The organism is Streptomyces silvae, assembly GCF_016745505.1.
Classification (GTDB): domain Bacteria; phylum Actinomycetota; class Actinomycetes; order Streptomycetales; family Streptomycetaceae; genus Streptomyces; species Streptomyces silvae.
The window spans coordinates 1-16,548 of sequence record NZ_JAERUC010000182.1 but is presented as its reverse complement, the minus strand read 5'-3'; the positions used below and the strand labels follow the sequence as shown (position 1 = coordinate 16,548).

At 71.7% G+C, this 16,548-nt stretch carries 22 protein-coding genes; 16 read left to right on the top strand and 6 right to left on the bottom strand.

Translation table 11 applies throughout. The features are described from left to right. Positions 1 to 41: 41 nt before the first annotated feature. From JKV81_RS28840 to JKV81_RS28830, 3 genes are all read left to right on the top strand, one after another. Positions 42 to 1,259 (top strand): sensor histidine kinase, encoded by a 1,218-nt coding sequence (locus JKV81_RS28840; RefSeq protein ID WP_372444263.1) that lies wholly within the window; start codon positions 42 to 44, stop codon positions 1,257 to 1,259. After that, positions 1,256 to 1,861, top strand: coding sequence for a response regulator transcription factor (locus JKV81_RS28835; RefSeq protein ID WP_129263424.1), 606 nt, complete (start codon positions 1,256 to 1,258; stop codon positions 1,859 to 1,861). Before JKV81_RS28840 ends, JKV81_RS28835 begins: the two co-directional genes overlap by 4 nt. A 156-nt stretch (positions 1,862 to 2,017) precedes the next feature. Next, on the top strand, positions 2,018 to 3,253 hold the full coding sequence (locus tag JKV81_RS28830) for an MFS transporter (RefSeq protein WP_202078547.1): 1,236 nt from the start codon (positions 2,018 to 2,020) through the stop codon (positions 3,251 to 3,253). On the opposite strand, the gene JKV81_RS28825 is transcribed toward JKV81_RS28830, so the two are convergent. Then, positions 3,240 to 3,908: an EF-hand domain-containing protein gene (locus JKV81_RS28825; RefSeq protein WP_202078545.1), complete on the bottom strand. Its 669-nt coding sequence runs from the start codon at positions 3,906 to 3,908 to the stop codon at positions 3,240 to 3,242. The genes JKV81_RS28830 and JKV81_RS28825 overlap by 14 nt on opposite strands. Positions 3,909 to 4,217: 309 nt before the next feature. Here JKV81_RS28825 and JKV81_RS28820 point away from each other — a divergent pair, with 309 nt between their 5' ends. After that, positions 4,218 to 4,883, top strand: coding sequence for a hypothetical protein (locus tag JKV81_RS28820; RefSeq protein ID WP_202078543.1), 666 nt, complete (start codon positions 4,218 to 4,220; stop codon positions 4,881 to 4,883). A gap of 291 nt (positions 4,884 to 5,174) precedes the next feature. On the opposite strand, the gene JKV81_RS28815 is transcribed toward JKV81_RS28820, so the two are convergent. Further along, positions 5,175 to 5,486: a hypothetical protein gene (locus JKV81_RS28815; protein WP_129263415.1), complete on the bottom strand. Its 312-nt coding sequence runs from the start codon at positions 5,484 to 5,486 to the stop codon at positions 5,175 to 5,177. A 118-nt stretch (positions 5,487 to 5,604) separates the two neighbouring features. Between JKV81_RS28815 and JKV81_RS28810 the strand changes: the two genes are divergently transcribed. Next, a complete protein-coding gene (locus JKV81_RS28810) occupies positions 5,605 to 6,000 on the top strand; it encodes a hypothetical protein (protein WP_129263411.1) in 396 nt (131 codons plus the stop codon). Between the two features lie 30 nt (positions 6,001 to 6,030). Here JKV81_RS28810 and JKV81_RS28805 read toward each other — a convergent pair whose 3' ends face one another. After that, positions 6,031 to 6,711 (bottom strand): TetR/AcrR family transcriptional regulator, encoded by a 681-nt coding sequence (locus JKV81_RS28805; RefSeq protein ID WP_202078541.1) that lies wholly within the window; start codon positions 6,709 to 6,711, stop codon positions 6,031 to 6,033. A gap of 168 nt (positions 6,712 to 6,879) precedes the next feature. On the opposite strand from JKV81_RS28805, the gene JKV81_RS28800 reads away from it, so the two are divergent. The 6 genes from JKV81_RS28800 to JKV81_RS28775 all read left to right on the top strand — a co-directional run bounded on the left by JKV81_RS28800 (position 6,880) and on the right by JKV81_RS28775 (position 11,833). Continuing rightward, on the top strand, positions 6,880 to 7,842 hold the full coding sequence (locus tag JKV81_RS28800) for a zinc-binding dehydrogenase (RefSeq protein WP_202078539.1): 963 nt from the start codon (positions 6,880 to 6,882) through the stop codon (positions 7,840 to 7,842). 67 nt (positions 7,843 to 7,909) lie between these two features. Further along, on the top strand, positions 7,910 to 8,530 hold the full coding sequence (locus JKV81_RS28795) for a hypothetical protein (RefSeq protein WP_202078537.1): 621 nt from the start codon (positions 7,910 to 7,912) through the stop codon (positions 8,528 to 8,530). Positions 8,531 to 8,572: 42 nt separating this feature from the next. Continuing rightward, the gene (locus JKV81_RS28790; RefSeq protein WP_202078536.1) at positions 8,573 to 9,559 is read left to right on the top strand and encodes a GNAT family N-acetyltransferase; all 987 of its coding nucleotides are present in this window, start codon (positions 8,573 to 8,575) and stop codon (positions 9,557 to 9,559) included. 304 nt (positions 9,560 to 9,863) lie between these two features. Next, positions 9,864 to 10,412: a DUF6313 family protein gene (locus JKV81_RS28785; protein WP_241748452.1), complete on the top strand. Its 549-nt coding sequence runs from the start codon at positions 9,864 to 9,866 to the stop codon at positions 10,410 to 10,412. Positions 10,413 to 10,415: 3 nt separating this feature from the next. Beyond that, the gene (locus tag JKV81_RS28780; protein ID WP_129263396.1) at positions 10,416 to 10,787 is read left to right on the top strand and encodes a hypothetical protein; all 372 of its coding nucleotides are present in this window, start codon (positions 10,416 to 10,418) and stop codon (positions 10,785 to 10,787) included. Between the two features lie 320 nt (positions 10,788 to 11,107). Beyond that, entirely contained in the window at positions 11,108 to 11,833 is a 726-nt protein-coding gene (locus JKV81_RS28775; RefSeq protein ID WP_202078534.1) for a DUF4241 domain-containing protein, read from the top strand. Positions 11,834 to 11,895: 62 nt separating this feature from the next. On the opposite strand, the gene JKV81_RS28770 is transcribed toward JKV81_RS28775, so the two are convergent. Next, the gene (locus JKV81_RS28770; protein ID WP_236058043.1) at positions 11,896 to 12,315 is read right to left on the bottom strand and encodes a hypothetical protein; all 420 of its coding nucleotides are present in this window, start codon (positions 12,313 to 12,315) and stop codon (positions 11,896 to 11,898) included. Positions 12,316 to 12,386: 71 nt separating this feature from the next. On the opposite strand from JKV81_RS28770, the gene JKV81_RS28765 reads away from it, so the two are divergent. From JKV81_RS28765 to JKV81_RS28750, 4 genes are all read left to right on the top strand, one after another. Then, a complete protein-coding gene (locus JKV81_RS28765) occupies positions 12,387 to 12,785 on the top strand; it encodes a VOC family protein (RefSeq protein ID WP_202078532.1) in 399 nt (132 codons plus the stop codon). Positions 12,786 to 13,100: 315 nt separating this feature from the next. Next, positions 13,101 to 13,658, top strand: a complete 558-nt coding sequence (locus JKV81_RS28760; RefSeq protein ID WP_202078530.1) for a SigE family RNA polymerase sigma factor — start codon at positions 13,101 to 13,103, stop codon at positions 13,656 to 13,658. Next, a complete protein-coding gene (locus tag JKV81_RS28755; protein WP_129263384.1) occupies positions 13,651 to 14,238 on the top strand; it encodes a hypothetical protein in 588 nt (195 codons plus the stop codon). Before JKV81_RS28760 ends, JKV81_RS28755 begins: the two co-directional genes overlap by 8 nt. Before the next feature lie 144 nt (positions 14,239 to 14,382). Beyond that, entirely contained in the window at positions 14,383 to 15,006 is a 624-nt protein-coding gene (locus tag JKV81_RS28750; RefSeq protein ID WP_129263381.1) for a hypothetical protein, read from the top strand. 131 nt (positions 15,007 to 15,137) lie between these two features. Here the strand turns inward: JKV81_RS28750 and JKV81_RS28745 are convergent, their stop codons facing one another. Together JKV81_RS28745 and JKV81_RS28740 are read right to left on the bottom strand one after the other, a co-directional pair. Next, the gene (locus JKV81_RS28745; RefSeq protein WP_129263378.1) at positions 15,138 to 15,395 is read right to left on the bottom strand and encodes a hypothetical protein; all 258 of its coding nucleotides are present in this window, start codon (positions 15,393 to 15,395) and stop codon (positions 15,138 to 15,140) included. A 359-nt stretch (positions 15,396 to 15,754) separates the two neighbouring features. Continuing rightward, positions 15,755 to 16,207: an ATP-binding protein gene (locus JKV81_RS28740; RefSeq protein WP_202078528.1), complete on the bottom strand. Its 453-nt coding sequence runs from the start codon at positions 16,205 to 16,207 to the stop codon at positions 15,755 to 15,757. Between the two features lie 170 nt (positions 16,208 to 16,377). Between JKV81_RS28740 and JKV81_RS28735 the strand changes: the two genes are divergently transcribed. Next, the coding region (locus JKV81_RS28735; protein ID WP_202078526.1) for a helix-turn-helix domain-containing protein at positions 16,378 to 16,548 on the top strand (171 nt) is incomplete at its 3' end.

The following is a 16,548-nucleotide window of genomic DNA, read 5'->3' as shown; positions in this document are numbered from 1 at the left end:
CCGGGGCATACGCGGGCGCACCGACGAGGAAGCTGGGGACCATGAGCACCATGAGCGTGGAGGAGTGGGTGGAGAGGCTCGGCGGCCCCGACGGCCCCAGCCGGTACCGCCGCTACGCCGTGAGCAGCGTCGGCTTCATGTCCTTCTGCGAGGTGGGGCTGTGGACGATCTGGGTCGTACGGGGCGGCTTCGGCCCGCTGGTCACGGCCACCGTGATGGTGCTGGGCGTGGCGCACGCAGGCATCCAGCTCCTGCTGTGGCGCTCCGCCCTGTACCACTACCTCTCGCTCGGCCCGCGGCCCCACGGGCCGGCGGCGGCGTACACGGCGGTGACCGCGGCCATGGCGGCCTGGGGCTGCGTGATGCTGTCGTCCGGCCGCATCGAGAACGGCGATCTGACGGCCTACATGCTGTGGCTGCTGATGTTCTACGCAGGGCCGCCCGTGCTGGGGCTCGGACTGCGCGCGGGGGCGGCCCTCGTGGCCGTCCTGTCGGTCGCGTCCGTGGCGGGCGCGGCGGTGGCGGGGCTGTCGGGCGAGACCCTGATCCTCCTCATCGGCGCCACCGCGGTCATGGTGCCGTTCATGGCCACCGCGTCCCTGGCCTCCGGCTGGGGCGTCCGGCTCGTCGAGGAACTGGTGGCCGCCCGCGAGACGCAGGCACGCCTGGCCGTCGCCGAGGAACGCCTGCGCTTCGGCCGCGATCTGCACGACGTCCTGGGCCGCAACCTCGCGGTCGTGGCGCTCAAGGGGGAACTCGCGGCGCAGCTCGCCCGGCGCGGCAGGCCCGAGGCGGTCGAGCACATGGAGGAGGTGCAGCGCATCGCGCGGGAGTCGCAGCGGGAGATCCGGTCGGTGGTACGCGGCTACCGCACCGCCGACCTCCACACCGAACTCGCCGGAGCCCGCTCCGTCCTGGAGGCCGCCGGCATCGACTGCCGCATCGAGTACGGGCCCGCCGACCGCCTGCCCCCGGACGTGCAGTCGGCCCTCGGCTGGGTGGTGCGCGAGGCGACGACGAACGTGCTCCGCCACGCACAGGGCGCCTCCCGCTGCACCATGGCCCTGCGTACGGCGGGCCCGACCACGGCCCTGCTCGTGATGGAGAACGACGGCGCACCCGACGAGGGACCCGGCACGGGTACGGGCCTGAGCGGCCTGCGGGAACGCCTGACCGGACTGAACGGCACGCTGGCCGTCGAACACAGCGGCGGCACCTTCCGCCTCACCGCACGCATCCCCTGGGAGGAAGGCGCATGATCACGGTCCTGCTGGCGGACGACGAGCACCTCATCCGGGGCGCGCTCGCCTCGCTCCTCACCCTGGAGGACGACATCACGGTCGTCGCGCAGGCCGCGACCGGCGACGAGGCCCTGGCGATGGCGCGGGCCCACCGCCCCGACGTCGCCGTACTCGACCTCCAGATGCCCGGCCTCGACGGGGTCGCGGTCGCCGACCAGCTGCGGGGCGCCGTGCCCGGCTGCGCCACGATGATCGTCACCAGCCATGCCAGGGCCGGAGCCCTGAAGCGCGCGCTGAGCGCCGGGGTGCGCGGCTTCGTCCCCAAGACGGTCTCCGCGCAAGAGCTGGCGCGGATCATCCGGACCGTCCACACCGGCGGCCGCTACGTCGACCAGGAGCTCGCGGCCGACGCCATCGCCGCCGGTGAGTCACCCCTGACACCCCGGGAGGCGGAGCTCCTGTCGTACGCGGAGGACGGGGCACCGGTCGCGGACATCGCCGCCCGCGCCTCGCTGACCAGCGGGACCGTACGCAACTACCTCTCGTCCGCCGCGATGAAGCTCGGCGCGGAGAACCGCCACGTCGCCGTCCGCATCGCCCGGGAGCACGGCTGGCTCTAGAGCAGGTCCGGGCCGCCTCCGGAACACGGACGGCCCCGGAGCGCGGCCGCCTCCGCAAGCCTCTGGAGGGCTCGCGCACAGGAGTGTACGTTTGTACATACTCATCCGGGGGGCGGCGTCCGCCCGGCCGTGCACTCCTGAAAGAGCGCGTCACTGATGGACCTGGCCACACGCCGCCGACGGGCGTCCCTGTTCTTCTTCTTCCTCATACCCGGCCTGTCGATCTCCTCCTGGGTGACGCGTACACCCGACATCAGGGATCAACTCGGGGCGTCCACGGCCCAGATGGGCCTGGTGCTCTTCGGCCTGTCCGTGGGCTCGATGCTCGGCATCCTCAGCTCCGGCGCGCTGGTCGCCCGGTTCGGTACCCGGCCCGTCATGGGCGTGGGGACCGCGCTGATCGTGGCCGGGTCGGTGGCCATCGGCTGCGGCGCCCTGTTCTCCTCCGCCCCCGCGGTCACGGCCGGACTGTTCCTCTTCGGGGCCGGGATGGGCGGCGGGGAGGTGGCCGTCAACATCGACGGTGCGGAGGTCGAGCGGATCACCGGCCGCACCGTACTGCCCACGCTGCACGGCTTCTTCAGCCTCGGCACCGTCGTGGGAGCCGCGCTAGGCATCCTCTGCACCGCCGTCGAGTTCCCGGTGCAGTGGCACCTGGGCGGCATGGCCGTGGTCACGGCCGGGATGTTCGCGTACGCCATCCGGGCCATCCCCGCCGGCGTCGGCAGGACCAGGCGGAACACGGCCGACGGCGGCACCGCACCGGCCCGCCCCGCCGTCTGGAAGGACCGGCGCCTGCTGCTGATCGGCGGGATCATCCTCGCGATGGCCCTGGCCGAAGGCGCCGCCAACGACTGGCTGCCGCTGCTCATGGTCGACGGCCACGGCGTCGACCCCGCCCTGGGATCGGCCGTCTACGCGGGCTTCGCCGCCGCCATGACGCTCGGCCGCTTCTGCGGCGGCTTCTTCATCGACCGCTTCGGCCGCGCCCCCGTCGTCCGGGCCAGCGCCCTGTCCGCCGCCCTCGGACTGGCCCTCGTCATCTTCGCCGACTCGCCGGTCCTCGCGGGTGCGGCCGTCCTCTTCTGGGGCCTGGGCGCCTCGTTGGGCTTCCCCGTCGCCCTCTCGGCGGCCGGCGACTCGGGCCCCGACGCGGCGGCCCGCGTCAGCCTGGTCGCGATGATCGGCTACATCGCGTTCCTCGTCGGCCCGCCCGTGCTCGGCTTCCTCGGCGACCACTACGGCCTGCGGTCCGCCATGATCGTCGTCCTGGCGTTCGTCGCGGTGGCGGTCCTCCTCGCCCCGGCGATCGGCACCCGGAGGGCGACGGTGGCGGGCGGAACCCCGGCCACCGCCGACGAACAGGACGAACAGCCGGTCACGGAGAAGTAGGAACCACCGGTGCCGGCCCGCGTGACGCGCACGGGGCCGCCCCACCACCCCGTTCAGGTACGTCGAGGCGTCGCCCGCGGGCGACGCCTCGAAGCGGGCGGGCTAAGACGTGCCCGAAGAACAGGCCGCCCGGCGCGTCCGGGTCGTCGGAGAGGAAGTGCTCGCGCACCGCGCGGATGAACTCCTGGCGCGAGATCATCCCGTCGCCGTCGGTGTCCAGCCGGGCGAACATGTCCGTCGCGTCGGGTGCGTCGGTCTTCCAGACGTCCCTCAGGAAGCGGGCGAACTCGTCCCTGCTGATCTCGTTGTCCCCGTCGGCGTCGATGACATCGAAGATCGCGTGGCCGCCGCCCTCGGTCACATTGAGCCGGCTGGTGTCGATCACGGCGAGCCGGTTGGCCGTGATGAACTCGCCCTTCGTCAGCCGGTCCCCGTCCACGCCGGCGTGCCGCAGCAGCTCCAGCCAGTAGATCTGACAGAAGGTCTGGAGCGCCCTGGCCCGCCGGTCGTCCCTCGCCAGCTTGTAGGCGCTGATGTAACGGTCGGCGAGCCGCTGGTAGTCCGTCCAGTCCAGGTAGCCGTCGTGGTTGGAGTCCATGCTGTCGAAGGTGCGCTCGAGCTTGCTGGTGATGATGTCCTGTGCCGCAGCGGTCATGGCCGGGTCCTTCCGTGATCTTGTCTCGGGCCACCCAGCCTCGGGCACATCGCCAGAAAGGAACATCGAACACCGCATACGGCACACCATGCAGTGATCGTTTTCGCGGGCCGGGGCGTGTCACTCCGTAATCGTGCTAGGCGCGTACCGTGCTGGGCGCGTTCCTGCGTGCAGGAGGTGCTTGGACTGCCGACGACCAGCAGCCCAGCCGTTCCGCACCTCCTCGGGATGCCGGCTGAGTACGTGTACCTACGTCCCGGGGGTAGCCGGGCCCATCCGCCGCACGGTCCTCGGTCATACCGTCCCCGTATGCCCGAGGCCACCGCACCAGCTCCTACGCCGACCACGTCACGGTCCCGCTCGTCCGTCCTCGCGATCCTCGGATGCGTAAGCGCCGCGCTCGCCGTCGCATGTGTTCTGGTCGCTCAGCTCGCCTGGGGGTCGACGACGGACTTTCCCCGCGTCGCTCCCGAGGAGATGGCGGACCGTGCCTTCCAGCGTTCCCAGGAGGCGTACGACGTCATGGGGTTCACGCGCATCGTGGAGCCAGGGGTCGAGGAGATCGGCGTCAGCACGGAGAACACGCTCGGCTCCGGCTACTGCTACGGCGGAGGACTGCTCAGCCTCGATGAGACCGTGGACGGCGCTTACCGGATGAGCCACCGCTGGGCGCTCGACCGCGTACCCGCCGGCCGGGCCGTCCCCGGCCTTCGCCGGCTGCACCAGCACTTCAAGGCAAACGGCTGGGAGGTCACGTCCTACCGCGAAGGCGGCGCTGCCGGCGACTGGGACCTGTTTGTCCAGCGGGACGGCGGGGGCGAGCGGATGTCCTTCACCTGGTTCCCGGACCGGGAGTACTTCATGGGTGGCGCCACCGGGCCTTGTGCTTCCGACCCCGGGTGGGAGGACGGCGATGTCAGCCCCTCCGGGGACGGCCTGTGGCCGCCCGTCCTCGGGCCGGCACGGCTGAACTGAAGGCGCCCCGCGGCCAGCCGGTGGGCCCGCGGGCGGCGGCTGTCGCGCCGGGGCCAGAGCTTCCGGAAGTCCGAGCATGTCCGCCAGTCACCTCCGGGTGTGGGCGGCGGCCTCATGTGCTTCGAGCGCTTCAGCGTCCACAGTCAGGACACGCCATGGCGGGTGTGCCAGCAGGTGGCGGGTCAGCTCCGCCTTGTCCGGTGCCGTCGGCGAACTCCTCCGCAACGGCGCGGAAGGCGGGCCGGGTCAGGATGTGCCCACCACCTGCGGTACCTCGGACTGCCGAGCCCGTCAGCGGCCCGGGACCGGCGGATAGGTGTGGACGATGTACGCCCAGCGCGCCGCGCCGGCCGTGAGGAAGACCAGTGAGGGCGCCAGCCACCAGCGGCTCAGCACCTTCTGCCGGACGGGGACCAGGGCGAGCAAGGTGATGACGACGCCGAGGACGATCGCGAGTGCTGACGCGACCTCGATCCCGGTCAGGGTGTGTTCGTCCCAGACTCCTTGGGGCTGGAGGACGAGGGCCCCGTACGCGACGTAGGCGTTCAGCAGGTTGGCGGGGACGAGGACGACGCCCCAGAACCACCGCAGCTCACCCGTCACTTCGGGCGCTCCTCGCCTCGTCCGGACACTCGTCGAAGCCACGCCGTGGGCCTCGGCGCTGCCATCCTGCCAGCAGGGCGACCGCTGCGGAGCTGCGCCCGGGTGCGATCCTCGATGGATGAACGATCTTGGCGACGCCCACCTGCGCACCCTGACGCTGCGCTTCATGGCACTCCTCGCGGCCGACACCCAGGACCAGTTGGCCTGGCTGGACGGTCGTGAGCAGGACACACGGTCCGTGGTCGAGGAGGTGGAGCTCCTCTGCCGTATCTCGGAAGGGCTGGGGGAGCGCGGTGTCCTCGGACCCGAGGACCTGCACGACCTCCAGGCCATAGGCCGCCGGCTCGGCGGGATAGACGCCGTCGGCCGCTCCGGCCTCTGGGCCGACGACCTGCCCGTGGACCCGGCATGGGACGACGTACGAGCTCCGGCCCGCCGGTTCCTCGTCAGGACGCTGGGCGACTGGCGGCAGCCACTGCCGCGCCCGGCCAGCCCGGCAGTGGGCGGGCGCTGAGCAGATCCGGTCGGCGGCAGCCGGGCTGCCTCATGAACCGCCCCCCGCAGCCGGTTCGTTCGTCGCGGCAGAGTTGTTCGCTGCGGCCGGTTTGTTCGCCGCGGTCGCCAGCCGGGGTGCCGGGGGCAGCGGCGCTCGCTCAGGATCGGCCGCGAACGCCTCGATCGCCAGCGCCGCGAAGCGCCGGGAGGCCGCGACCTGGGTGGCGGCCGACCTGGTGCGGATCCCCTTGTTGGCCATGAAGACGAGCACGAGATCGTCCAGGACGAAGTCGGGCCGCAGACCTCCCGCGTCCTTGGCCCGCCGGGCCAGACCGGCGAGCGCTTCGAGCGTGTACGCACGGCCCGCTAGGTCCGGTCCCCCGGGGACGGTGGACAGGAAGGCCTCGGTGAAGCCCCGGTCGAGGGCGTGCACCTCACAGATCTTCTCGATCACCCCGCGGAGACCACGCCACGGGTCAGGGTCCGCGCACCCCTCGTCGACGATGGTGCGGCAGGCGTGCAACTGGTCCGCGAAGGCTTCGGCGATCAGCGTCTGCTTGGTCGGGAAGTGCCGGTACAGGGTGGCGGGCCCGACCCCCGCGCGCCGTGCGATCTCCCGCATCGGCACGTCCAGACCGTCGGCGGAGAACAGCGCCCGAGCCGCGTCGAGGAGGCTTGCGCGGTTGTCCAGCGCGTCGGAACGCAGGGTGTGAGGCAAACGCTCGCTCATGCTCTCACTTTAGCCAAACGGACGGGGGCGTCCGCTAACGTCCGGACGGAGGAGCCCGCGTCGCACCCGTGCCCCTGCCGGCGGTAACCGCGCAGGTGGAGGGCCGGTGGCGGGCATCGCGCACGACCGCGCACCAGCGGTCCTGGAACACGTACGGGAGACGAGACAGTGAAGGCGTTCGCGATCCAGACGTACGGCGGCCCCGAGGGCCTGGTCGCCGTGGACCTGCCGGACCCCGCACCCGCCGCCGGGCAGGTGCTGATCGCCACCGAGGCGATAGGCGTCGGCGGCGTCGACACGGTGATCCGGAGCGGGGCCCTGGCGGCCTACGGCTTCAAGGAGGGCTTCGTCCCGGGCAGCGAGGTGGCGGGCACCGTGACCGCGGTCGGCGACGGCGTCGACCCGGCATGGACCGGCCGGCGGGTGTGGGCGTTCACCGGAACCGGCGGAGGTTACGTCGAGCAGGCCGCCGTGCCGGTCACGGAGATCGTCCCCCTCCCCGAGGACCTCTCCGCCGTCGACGCGGTGACGCTGGGCAGCGCCGGTGTGGTGGCCCACTTCGGGCTCCGCCACGCCCACTTCGCTCCCGGGGAGACCGTCCTCGTACGCGGCGCGGCCGGAAGCATCGGGATCACGGCGGTACAGCTCGCCGCCCGCGTCGGCGCCGCAGCGGTCGCGGTCACCACGTCCTCGGCCGGGCGCGGGGAGAAGCTGCGCCGGCTCGGGGCGACCCACGTCCTGGACCGCTCGGGAGGAGGCGGGGAGGACGCTCCCGCGGGGTACGACGTCATCATCGACGTCGTGGCCGGGAAGGACATGCCGTCGTTCTTCGACCGGCTCCGTCCGAACGGCCGCCTGGTGGCCGTGGGCGCGGTCGCGGGCCAGCCGCCCGCGGACTTCGGTACGAGGATCATGGCGGCGTTCCAGAAGTCGCTGTCCTTCGCCGCCTTCAGCGCGGCGACCGTGCCCGGGGCCGACCGGTACGCCGTACGACGCGAACAGTTCGCCGCAGCGGGCCGCGGCGAGATCGAGACGGTGGTGCACGAGGTGCTGCCCCTGGACGCGGCCGTACTGGCGCACCGGAAGATGGACGCGGGCGAGGTCTTCGGCAGGATCGTGCTGACGCCGTGACCCGGCCGAGGGGAGCCGTAACCCGCCCGTGGGAGGCGGCGCGGGCGGCCGGTGGCAGGCTTACGGGGTGCTGATCAAGGGATACGACGCCCCGCTGGTCCCGGGCGAACCGCTGCTGGCCCGGCCGGGCTTCTGGTCGAACCACCTTCTGGCGAGGTGCGACGAGGGGACGAGCGCCGAGCGGCCCTCTCCGGAGTGGTTCGGCGACGACGGTGCCGATACGGACGCCATGTCCGAGGTCCTCTTCGACCCCGAGCGGTGGCCGGTGTTCCGCGTCCCGGCCGCGGACGGTGCCGAAGTCGTGGTGATCCACCGCAACCTGGCCGGCGACCACGGCACCGACTACCTCCTCACGCACCCGGGCGGGAGTGCCGTGCGACGGATGGGCAGCGGGGACGGTGAGTTCTCCGGGTCCGGGCTGACCTGGCAGGAGCTGATCCGTATCGCGGACACCCCGTCCCCCACGGCTCAGGGAGTCCAGCACCCCGCCGAGCGCCTCCTGTTGCTCATCCCCCTCCTCGACGACCTGGACCTACCGGAGACGGCTGCGGCGCGGCTCGGCGCCGCACTGGCTTCCGTCGGAGCACCGCAGGACACCGCCTCCGACACGGCGGCGCGGCTGCTCGCCCACCTGGCGAGAAGGCCCCGGCACGAATCCGCCTGGGGGTCACCGCTGAGCGGCAGCTGAATGGGGAGGCGGGGCGGGCCCGCCGTGCGGGATCATCCGGGCATGCCAGATCGCGCACCAGGACAGGACGTTCCGTCCGGCTTCCGATTCCACCCCTATCGAGACGCGGACGAAGTCCACGACGCCATGGCCGCGGTGCGGCGGGGCTGCGCCGTACGGGACGGGACCGATGCCCGTTCGGTGGTGGAGGGGCTTCCGACGGCGCCGGAGATCGCCGAGGCCTCCGCCGCGTTGGAGGAGCCGTCCAGGAACCAGATCCTGGTGACGCGCAGCGGCGACGTCGTCGGCTACGCGACGATCCGGTGGTGGCGGGAGCGGGACGGCACGTGGCTCTACCTGCACCGCGGCTACCTCCTGCCCGAGCACCGCCGGCAGGGCGTCGGCTCGGCGATGCTGAGCTGGGCCGAGGAACGGATCCGCGGGCTCGTCGCACAGCACGGAACGGCGCGCACGGCGGTGATCGGCGCGAACGCCACGGCCTCCGAGCAGGACGCCACGGAGCTGCTGCTCACCGCCGGCTACCGGCGTGTCTTCAGCCTGGTCGAGCTGGAGCTGGCCGATCTGGGCCGGTTGCCCGGGCAAGGCGCCGAACTGCCGGCCGGGCTACGGACGGGACCGATCGGGCCGAGCCACTACCGCGCGGCCTGGCGGACGGTGGTGGACTCGTACGCGGGCACCGGCTTCACCCAGGAATGGCCGTTCCAGGACTTCGCCGCCACCGCCGACCCGGCCTGCTGGCGGGCGGTATGGAGGGGCCAGGACATGGTCGGGGCCGCCCTCTGCTCCCTCCGCCCGCACGACCGCACCCTGGGCGAGGTCGAGGAACTGAGCATCCGGACGGACCACCGCCGACTCGGAATCGGCCGGGCCCTGCTGCTGGACGGCCTGCGAAGCCTGCGCGACCACGGCGCCACGACGGCCAGACTCTTCACGGGCACGGCGAACCCGCACCGCTCCTACGACCTGTACGAGAGCGTGGGCTTCCGGCGCCGGAACGAGTACGTCCGCTACCGCAGGCCGCTGACGTGACCGGAGGGGCACCCAAGAGCCCGTACGGTCCAGGGAAATCCACCATGTGTCCAGGAGGACCGGAGCCTGCGGCACGCCCCTTATCCTGTCCTTCGCCCGCGCGGCCGACTGTGGCAGCGGGGGAGCGTGACGCGACCGGTGACCGCGTACCTGTCACTTCTGACCAGCCGGGGGGCGATAGTTGGTGCACGGTCCTGTTCCTGTCCCGAGTCACCTGAATCTGCCGCCGGGCCGGTCCGGAATCACCGCGCGACTACGCCGCGCCTGGAGATCGCGAAAGGCGCTGAAGGGCGTCACCCAGTGGGTGCTGGACTGGGGCGTCCCCATAGCCCTCTGCCTGCTGGTGCTGTACGTCTTCGCCGCCAGAGCCGGCAGTCCCAGCGGCGTGTACGAGGTCTTCACGCTCATCGAGGCGCCCAAGCACACCCTTCTCTGGGCCCTGTCCCTCCTCGGCTGGCTCCTGGTCCCGGCCATCATCGGTGGATTCGCGGGACATGTGATCACCACGCGCATCGGCAGCGTGAAGTCGATCTCCGCCAACTCGCTCTTCCGGCAGCGGACATGGGGACAGAGGCTCAGGCCCCCGGGGCTGATCGACGACTTGAGGCCCTACTTCCACGGCAACCACGCCCGGCAGGAGTTCGTCGATGCCTGGGTCCGGGTCGCCCACCGCAACGACTGGAAGCGGGCGCAGGACCACTGGGAGGTCTACGTCCGGGACATCATGTCGACCCCGCAGTACGCGCATCTCGATCGGCGCGAGTGTCTGCGCCAGGCGCAGAACACGAGCAAGATGGGACTGCTCTTCACGGCCCTGGTCGGCCTCTGCATCGTCTGCGAAAGGAGGCGGTAGACCGTGCGAGGAGAGGATGCCGTCGAGATCGTGAAGGTCTCCCTCGCCCTGGCGTTCCCCACGGCCACCGTGGAGGGAATCGCCCGGGCAGCCGAGACGGTGGTCCGCTGGGGAGCGGAGGACGCCGCCGAGTACCTGGACGAGCCCCTGACACAGCGCATGCTCCTGGACCTGCTCCAGGTCGCGGGCCTGTCGGAGAACGACTACACGCCCGCCGACCCGCACTGGCCGAACGCGGACCTCCCTCCGGCGAACTACCGGACCTGGTCCCGTACGGAACTGATGGACGACGAGGTCACCTACCTCCCGCGGCCACCGGACGAGCCCCCGCCCCGCGGCCCGACGCCGCGCCCGGGTCCCGGGGCGGCGGGCTGACCACGGGCCCGACGAGCTGCGCCCTCGAACGACGTACGGCGGCGCAGCCAGGCCGGCCGCTGCTGCGCCCGTGGCGTGCAGCAGCCCGGTTCAGCGCCCACATCCACGCCCACGCCAGTCATGGATCATCTACGGGCCAGGCTCTGGCCGTCTCTTTCGGATCCTGCCGCTGAGGCCTGGCTTTGTTCATGAGAATGGGGTTCTGGCACGGACCTTGGGGATCGATCACGGATCGCGACAGTGCAAGGAGTGCCGGTGTCAGCGGGCCCACGTAGCTTTCAGTTGACCGCCCGGGCGGGGTGGCGGGGAGGGAGTGAGACATGGAATGGGTCGGGGACGCGCGGCTGACAGCCGGGCCCGAGGCCACCTGGTACTTGGAGATGGCTTTCACGCCCGGTGCTCACCTGGGGACGGTGTACGACGATCCGACAACACCGATAGTCGTGACGGGGATCGAGGAGCTGACGACGATCCGCGTACCGAGCGGCCGGCTCGTCGTCGATGCGCCATGGCACGACGACCAGGCCTGGGAGTACAGGAGGGGGCTGCCGGCCAGGCCCCCGCGGGAACTGGCGCTGCGCATCCCCCCGGGCGTCTACCGGGTGGAGATCGCGTGGACAGCGGGCCCGTACGAGTTCATGGGCGAGCACGTCGACGGTGTTCAGTGCGCCGCGACGCGCCTGTGCATCAGCGACGCCCCTGTCGTCGGATGGGAGATGGGCCTGGGTGTCGAGGACGACATCGCCCGGCTCCAGCCGGGCAAACAGCCCCGCTTCTTCTCCGATGCCAATGTCGGCTGCTTCGCCGACGCAGGCGCGTGGACGACCTTGTCCGCACCGTTCCGCATGTTCATGGACGGGGTCCCTGGCCCGCGCGATACCGAGCAGCTGGCCGACGGGTGCGAACGGGTATGCGATGAGTCGCAGCAAGCGGATCTCGTCACGTTCTGGGCCGAGTCCGGCGGCGTCGTCTGGTTGGGACGCACGAAGACCGGAGACGTGGCGACGATCGTCGTCACCAGCGGCATGCCCGGTGCCAAGGCATGACTCTCCCACCATCACCGTCCACTGCTGACCACAGCGGCGGACGGGAGGGATCTGCGGGAGCGTCACTTCCGGCTGTCAGCGAACTCGGGGACGCTCACGTAGCCGAGTTCGGCCAGAGCCTGCTCCACGGTGGCGTCGGCGGGGTCCAGCGCGCCTTCCTCTCGGGCGTCGTCCGTGCCGAAGTAGGCCCCTGGATTGGCGGCGCAGACCTCGGCGAGGGAGCCGAACGTGCTCACGCAGACCACGATCCGCGTCCCGCAGACGGTCGCCTCGGCCGGCACGCGGGCACGCCCGTACTCGCTGGAGTCCTGCGTGTCCTGCTCGAACTCGCACTGGGCCCCGAGGTCCGTCTCGAGCCGGCGCACCAGCCCGCCGAACGCGAGGCGGGCCGCGGCGCGGTCGTAGTTCAACGGCCACCCCAGCTGTTTGGGGTCGTCGAGTTCACGCAGGAGGGCCAGCAATTCCACCTTGCTCATCGCCATCCGGCCATCCTGCCGCTCGGCGGGTGGGAAGGCAGTGACAAGATCCGAAAGAGACGGCCTAGGCTCGCCCCATGCTGAGACTCGGAATCCCTGTCATCGGTGTCACGGACATCCCCCGCGCAGTGGCCTTCTGGACCGAGGCGCTGAACCTGGTCGCCACCGAGGACTGGGCGAGCGACACATGGCGGACGCTCATCCACCCCGACGGCTCCGGCCGGGCCCTCGGCCTGATGCACAGCACATCCCCGGCCGAGCCCCGCCCCCGTATCCACCTGGACCTCTTCGTGGACACGGCCGAGGAGCAACAGGCGGAGGTCCGGCGCCTGATCGGTCTGGGCGCGCAGACGGTCGACTGGGAGCTCTACCCGTCGGACCCCGACTTCGTGGTGCTCGCCGACCCGGACGGCAACATCTTCTGCGTGGTGGACCTGAGCCACGCGCCGAGCGGGGGCGGTGAGCCGACGCTTTGACGGGCCGGACCGCGGCCGTCGCGGGCAGCGGTCCGCTCGCGCGCAGGCGGCTCCGCCTGCGCGCGAAGCCGGAGGAACTGCCGCTGATCATGGACTGCTCCGCCCGATCACCTGCTCACCGGCCCGGCCGAGCCGGGAGAAGCCGCCCCGCCGGGACTTTGTCACAGCAGTGACACCGCCTCCCACATCCGGCTGACGGCTCCGGCTTGCTGGATAAGGTCCCCTGTGAACCACCGGCGGCTGTACGGGAGTTGTCCGGTCGCCGCAGTCGCGGGCCCAGCCGCGTGGCGCCGCGTACGGCGTGAGAGGAGAGCCATGCCACCACCGGAGGGCCGACGCGGCGGACGAGGTGTGGACGAGCACGAGTTCGACGCCTTCTACGCCGCGAGTGTCGGCCGGATCGTCGGCCAGCTGTACGCGATGACGGGCGACCTCTCCGAGGCACAGGACGTGGTCCAGGAGGCCTTCACCCGCGCCTGGGAACGCCGGTCCGAACTGGATCTGAACGGCGCCCCCGAGGCCTGGGTGCGCACGGTGGCCTGGCGGTTGGCGGTCAGCCGGTGGCGGAAGGTGCGTACCGCGCTCGCCTTCGCCCGTCGGCAGGGCCCGCCGGCCGCCGTACCTCCGCCCGAACCCCACCATGTGCTGCTGTTCCAGGCGCTTCGGCAGATCCCCGAGGCACAGCGACGGGCCGTGGTGCTCCACCACCTGTGTGACCTGACGGTCGAACAGGTGGCTGTCGAGGCCGACTGCCCTGTCGGTACGGTCAAGGCACACCTCAGCCGGGGCCGGGCGGCGCTGGCACGGCTGCTGGCGGACACCGAACTGGACCCACGGACGACGAACCGCCTGCCGGAGGTGCGCCATGGCTGATGAGACCGGGCTGAAGGACTGTCTGGCCGACCTCGCCGAGTCGGGCAGGCGGCAGGTGGTGCCGCTCGCCGCGGAGACGATCAGGGCGCGCGGCGACCAGCGCCTGCGCCGCAGGCGGGCCGCACTGGCATCCGGCGGCGCACTGCTGGCCGTGGTGCTGGCCGTGGGCGGAATGTCGCTGGTCCGTGCCCCCGGAGGGGGATCGGAGCCCCCTGCCGCCGGACCGGCACCGGCCGCATCGCCGTTCGTGCCGCCGACACCCGGCCCGAGCGCCGAGTACGCCACCGAACTGGGCTATGTGTACGGCGCGGTGGTGAGGGGCGACACGGTGCGGGTCACCGTCGAACAGGCCCGTATCGCGGGGGGAGCCGCAACCCCCGGGGGTGTGGTGCACACGCTGACACTGCCGAGGGGAGCCCTGGTCGAGGTGCGGCAGCTGTCCGACGGCAAGCCGGCGGACACACAACTGGGCGAACTGGTGGACAGGCTGGGCGCCGGGCCCCGGTGGGTGTTCGCGATCGACTACGACAGCGAGGGCAGGGTGCAGTCGCTGAGAGAGGCGTACTGGCTCTCCGGATGAGGCCGCCCGCGGATCCGGGGGGAGGCCCACCGACGCCTTCCGGTGCCCGCCGAAAAAGAACGCGGCCAGGGTGCAACCTGCGGGGCGGGCCGGCGCGTAGAGAGCAAGGAACCAGAACACAGCTGTCCTTGGGGGGACTTGACCATGCACATCTCGCACCGCAGCGCCACCGTGCGTAGCCTCACCGCCCTCGCCCTCAGCCTGATGGCCCTGACCGCATGCGGCGGGAAGGGAGAGGGGCAGTCGGCCGGCACCGCGCCCGCGGCCTCGGCGACGCCCGCCACATCGGACAGCGGGTCGCCCTCCGTACCGGCCGACGGGACGGCCTCGACGCCCGCGCCCGGCAGCGACGAGCCCTCGGCCTCCGCCTCGGCCGGTGACACCGGCCCGGTTGCGGCGTCGTCGACCAGCGCGGCCCCATGGGCCGGGACCAAGCAGTTCGTGCAGATCGACGATGCCCGGATCACCGACGGCCGGACGTACCTGTCGGTGCGACCCGCTCAGAAGAAGGCGCACCCCGAGTTCGAGGCATGGGTCATCGTCCCGGGCAAGGGGCCCTACACCGAGGTGCCCATGGCCGAGGACGCGACGGTGCTGCTGTCGGTCCCGCTCGGCGACGCGAAGCATCCCGCGTCGTACTCCCAGGCGGACTTCGTCAGCCGGCTGAAGGCGCGGTCGTCCACCGAGGCACCCATGCTCCTCGGATACGACGTGAGCTTCGACGGTGAGGGCCGCATCACCCGACTGCAGTCGCTGTACACGCCCTGAGTACCCAGGGGACGGCACACCCCGGTCCCGGAGAGATCCGGGCCGGGGTCCGGCCCCAGGCCGGCGTCCTCAGGTAGGCGTCCTCAGGTAGGCGTCCTCAGGTCAGTCGTCCTCGGCCAGTCGTCCTCGGGTCAGTTGCTCTCTGGGGCCGGCTCGAACGTGAAGTAGATGCCCAGCATGTAGGGCTCGTCCTCGCCGTACAGGTGATCCCATGAGACGTCTGCCAGGCGGATGTTGTACTCCCCCACCCACTCCTGGGCCTTCCCGAAGGCTCCCGCCGCAGTGGTGGCGAAGAACAGCTTCCGGGCCATGGGATGCACCTGGGAGTCCGCATCCGTGTCGTCGAAGCCCTCAGGGACCTCCAGGCAGAGGTCAGGGTCGATCTCCATGTGCTCCACCCTTCCACTCGGTCATCGGTATGCGTCGACAGAGGTTGAAGCTCCGCGTGCGACGCCCGGTAGGACCGCCCGGCGTGCGGAAGGGTTGCTTCGGGAGGGCTGGGAGGGCATGCGGTGCACTCCACCAAGCGGCGGCGCGCAGGGCGAGCCGCGGCTCGGTACGGCCCGGTCGGGGCGGGGTGAGCTACGCGCTTCTTCTGCCCACCCGGATCAAGGCACCGCTCGAACCTGCCATTGGGCCCTGCCCTCGGATCCGGCACTCGGGGCTGCGGCTCCCGGGTCTCGGCTCCCGACCGGCCACCGGGCAGGTCACCACGGGGGCGCTGACACAGGCGTGGCCCCCGTCGGTCCTACGAGGGCTTCCCGGCCCCCGTGGCCAGGGCGCACTCCGCCCAGACCGTCTTGCCGGGGCCGACGCGGTCATGGACTCCCCAGCGGGTGGAGAGGGCGCCGACGAGGACCAGGCCACGGCCGTGGTCCTCGTCGGTGGCCGGCGCGACAGGGACGGGACGGGCCGGGTGGGTGTCGGACACCTCGATACGGACGAGGCTCCGGCCGTCGTCGTGCCGGAGGAGCAGGGCGAAGTCCCTGCCGGGCACGCGGCCGTGCAGTACGGCATTCGCGGCAAGCTCGGCGACCACGGACGTGACCGTGTCGTGGACACCGCCACCGCGAGGATGCCCCCACTCCACCAACTGCAGCCCGGCAAGCAGGCGCGCGAGACGGGCACCGCGGCGGGTGGCGGAGAAGCGCTGGGCGAAGACGCGCTCCGCGGTGACGGGTTGGCTGTGGGGGATCGGCATGGGGCAAAGCCTGGCGGGGGCGGAGTGCCCGACGGCAGGCACGGCGCCCATACAGATCGGCTTGTACTGGTTCACGCGCTGGACTGGGGGTGTCACTTTACGTAACCCTTGATGACACGCGGTACGGGTGCCCCGGAGGCGGGCGCAGCGCAGGGGAGAGGTGGCCGGGCATGGCTTCGGACAACGGCGGCGGGGGACAGTGCGGCGAGCCGGAGTCGTCGGACAGCCTCAAGACGTTCGGGGCCGTGCTCAAGGCGCTGCGCGACGAGGCGCACCTGACACAGGAGCAGTTCGCACCCCGGGTGCAGTACTCGGCGGCGTACATCGCCAAGATCGAGCAG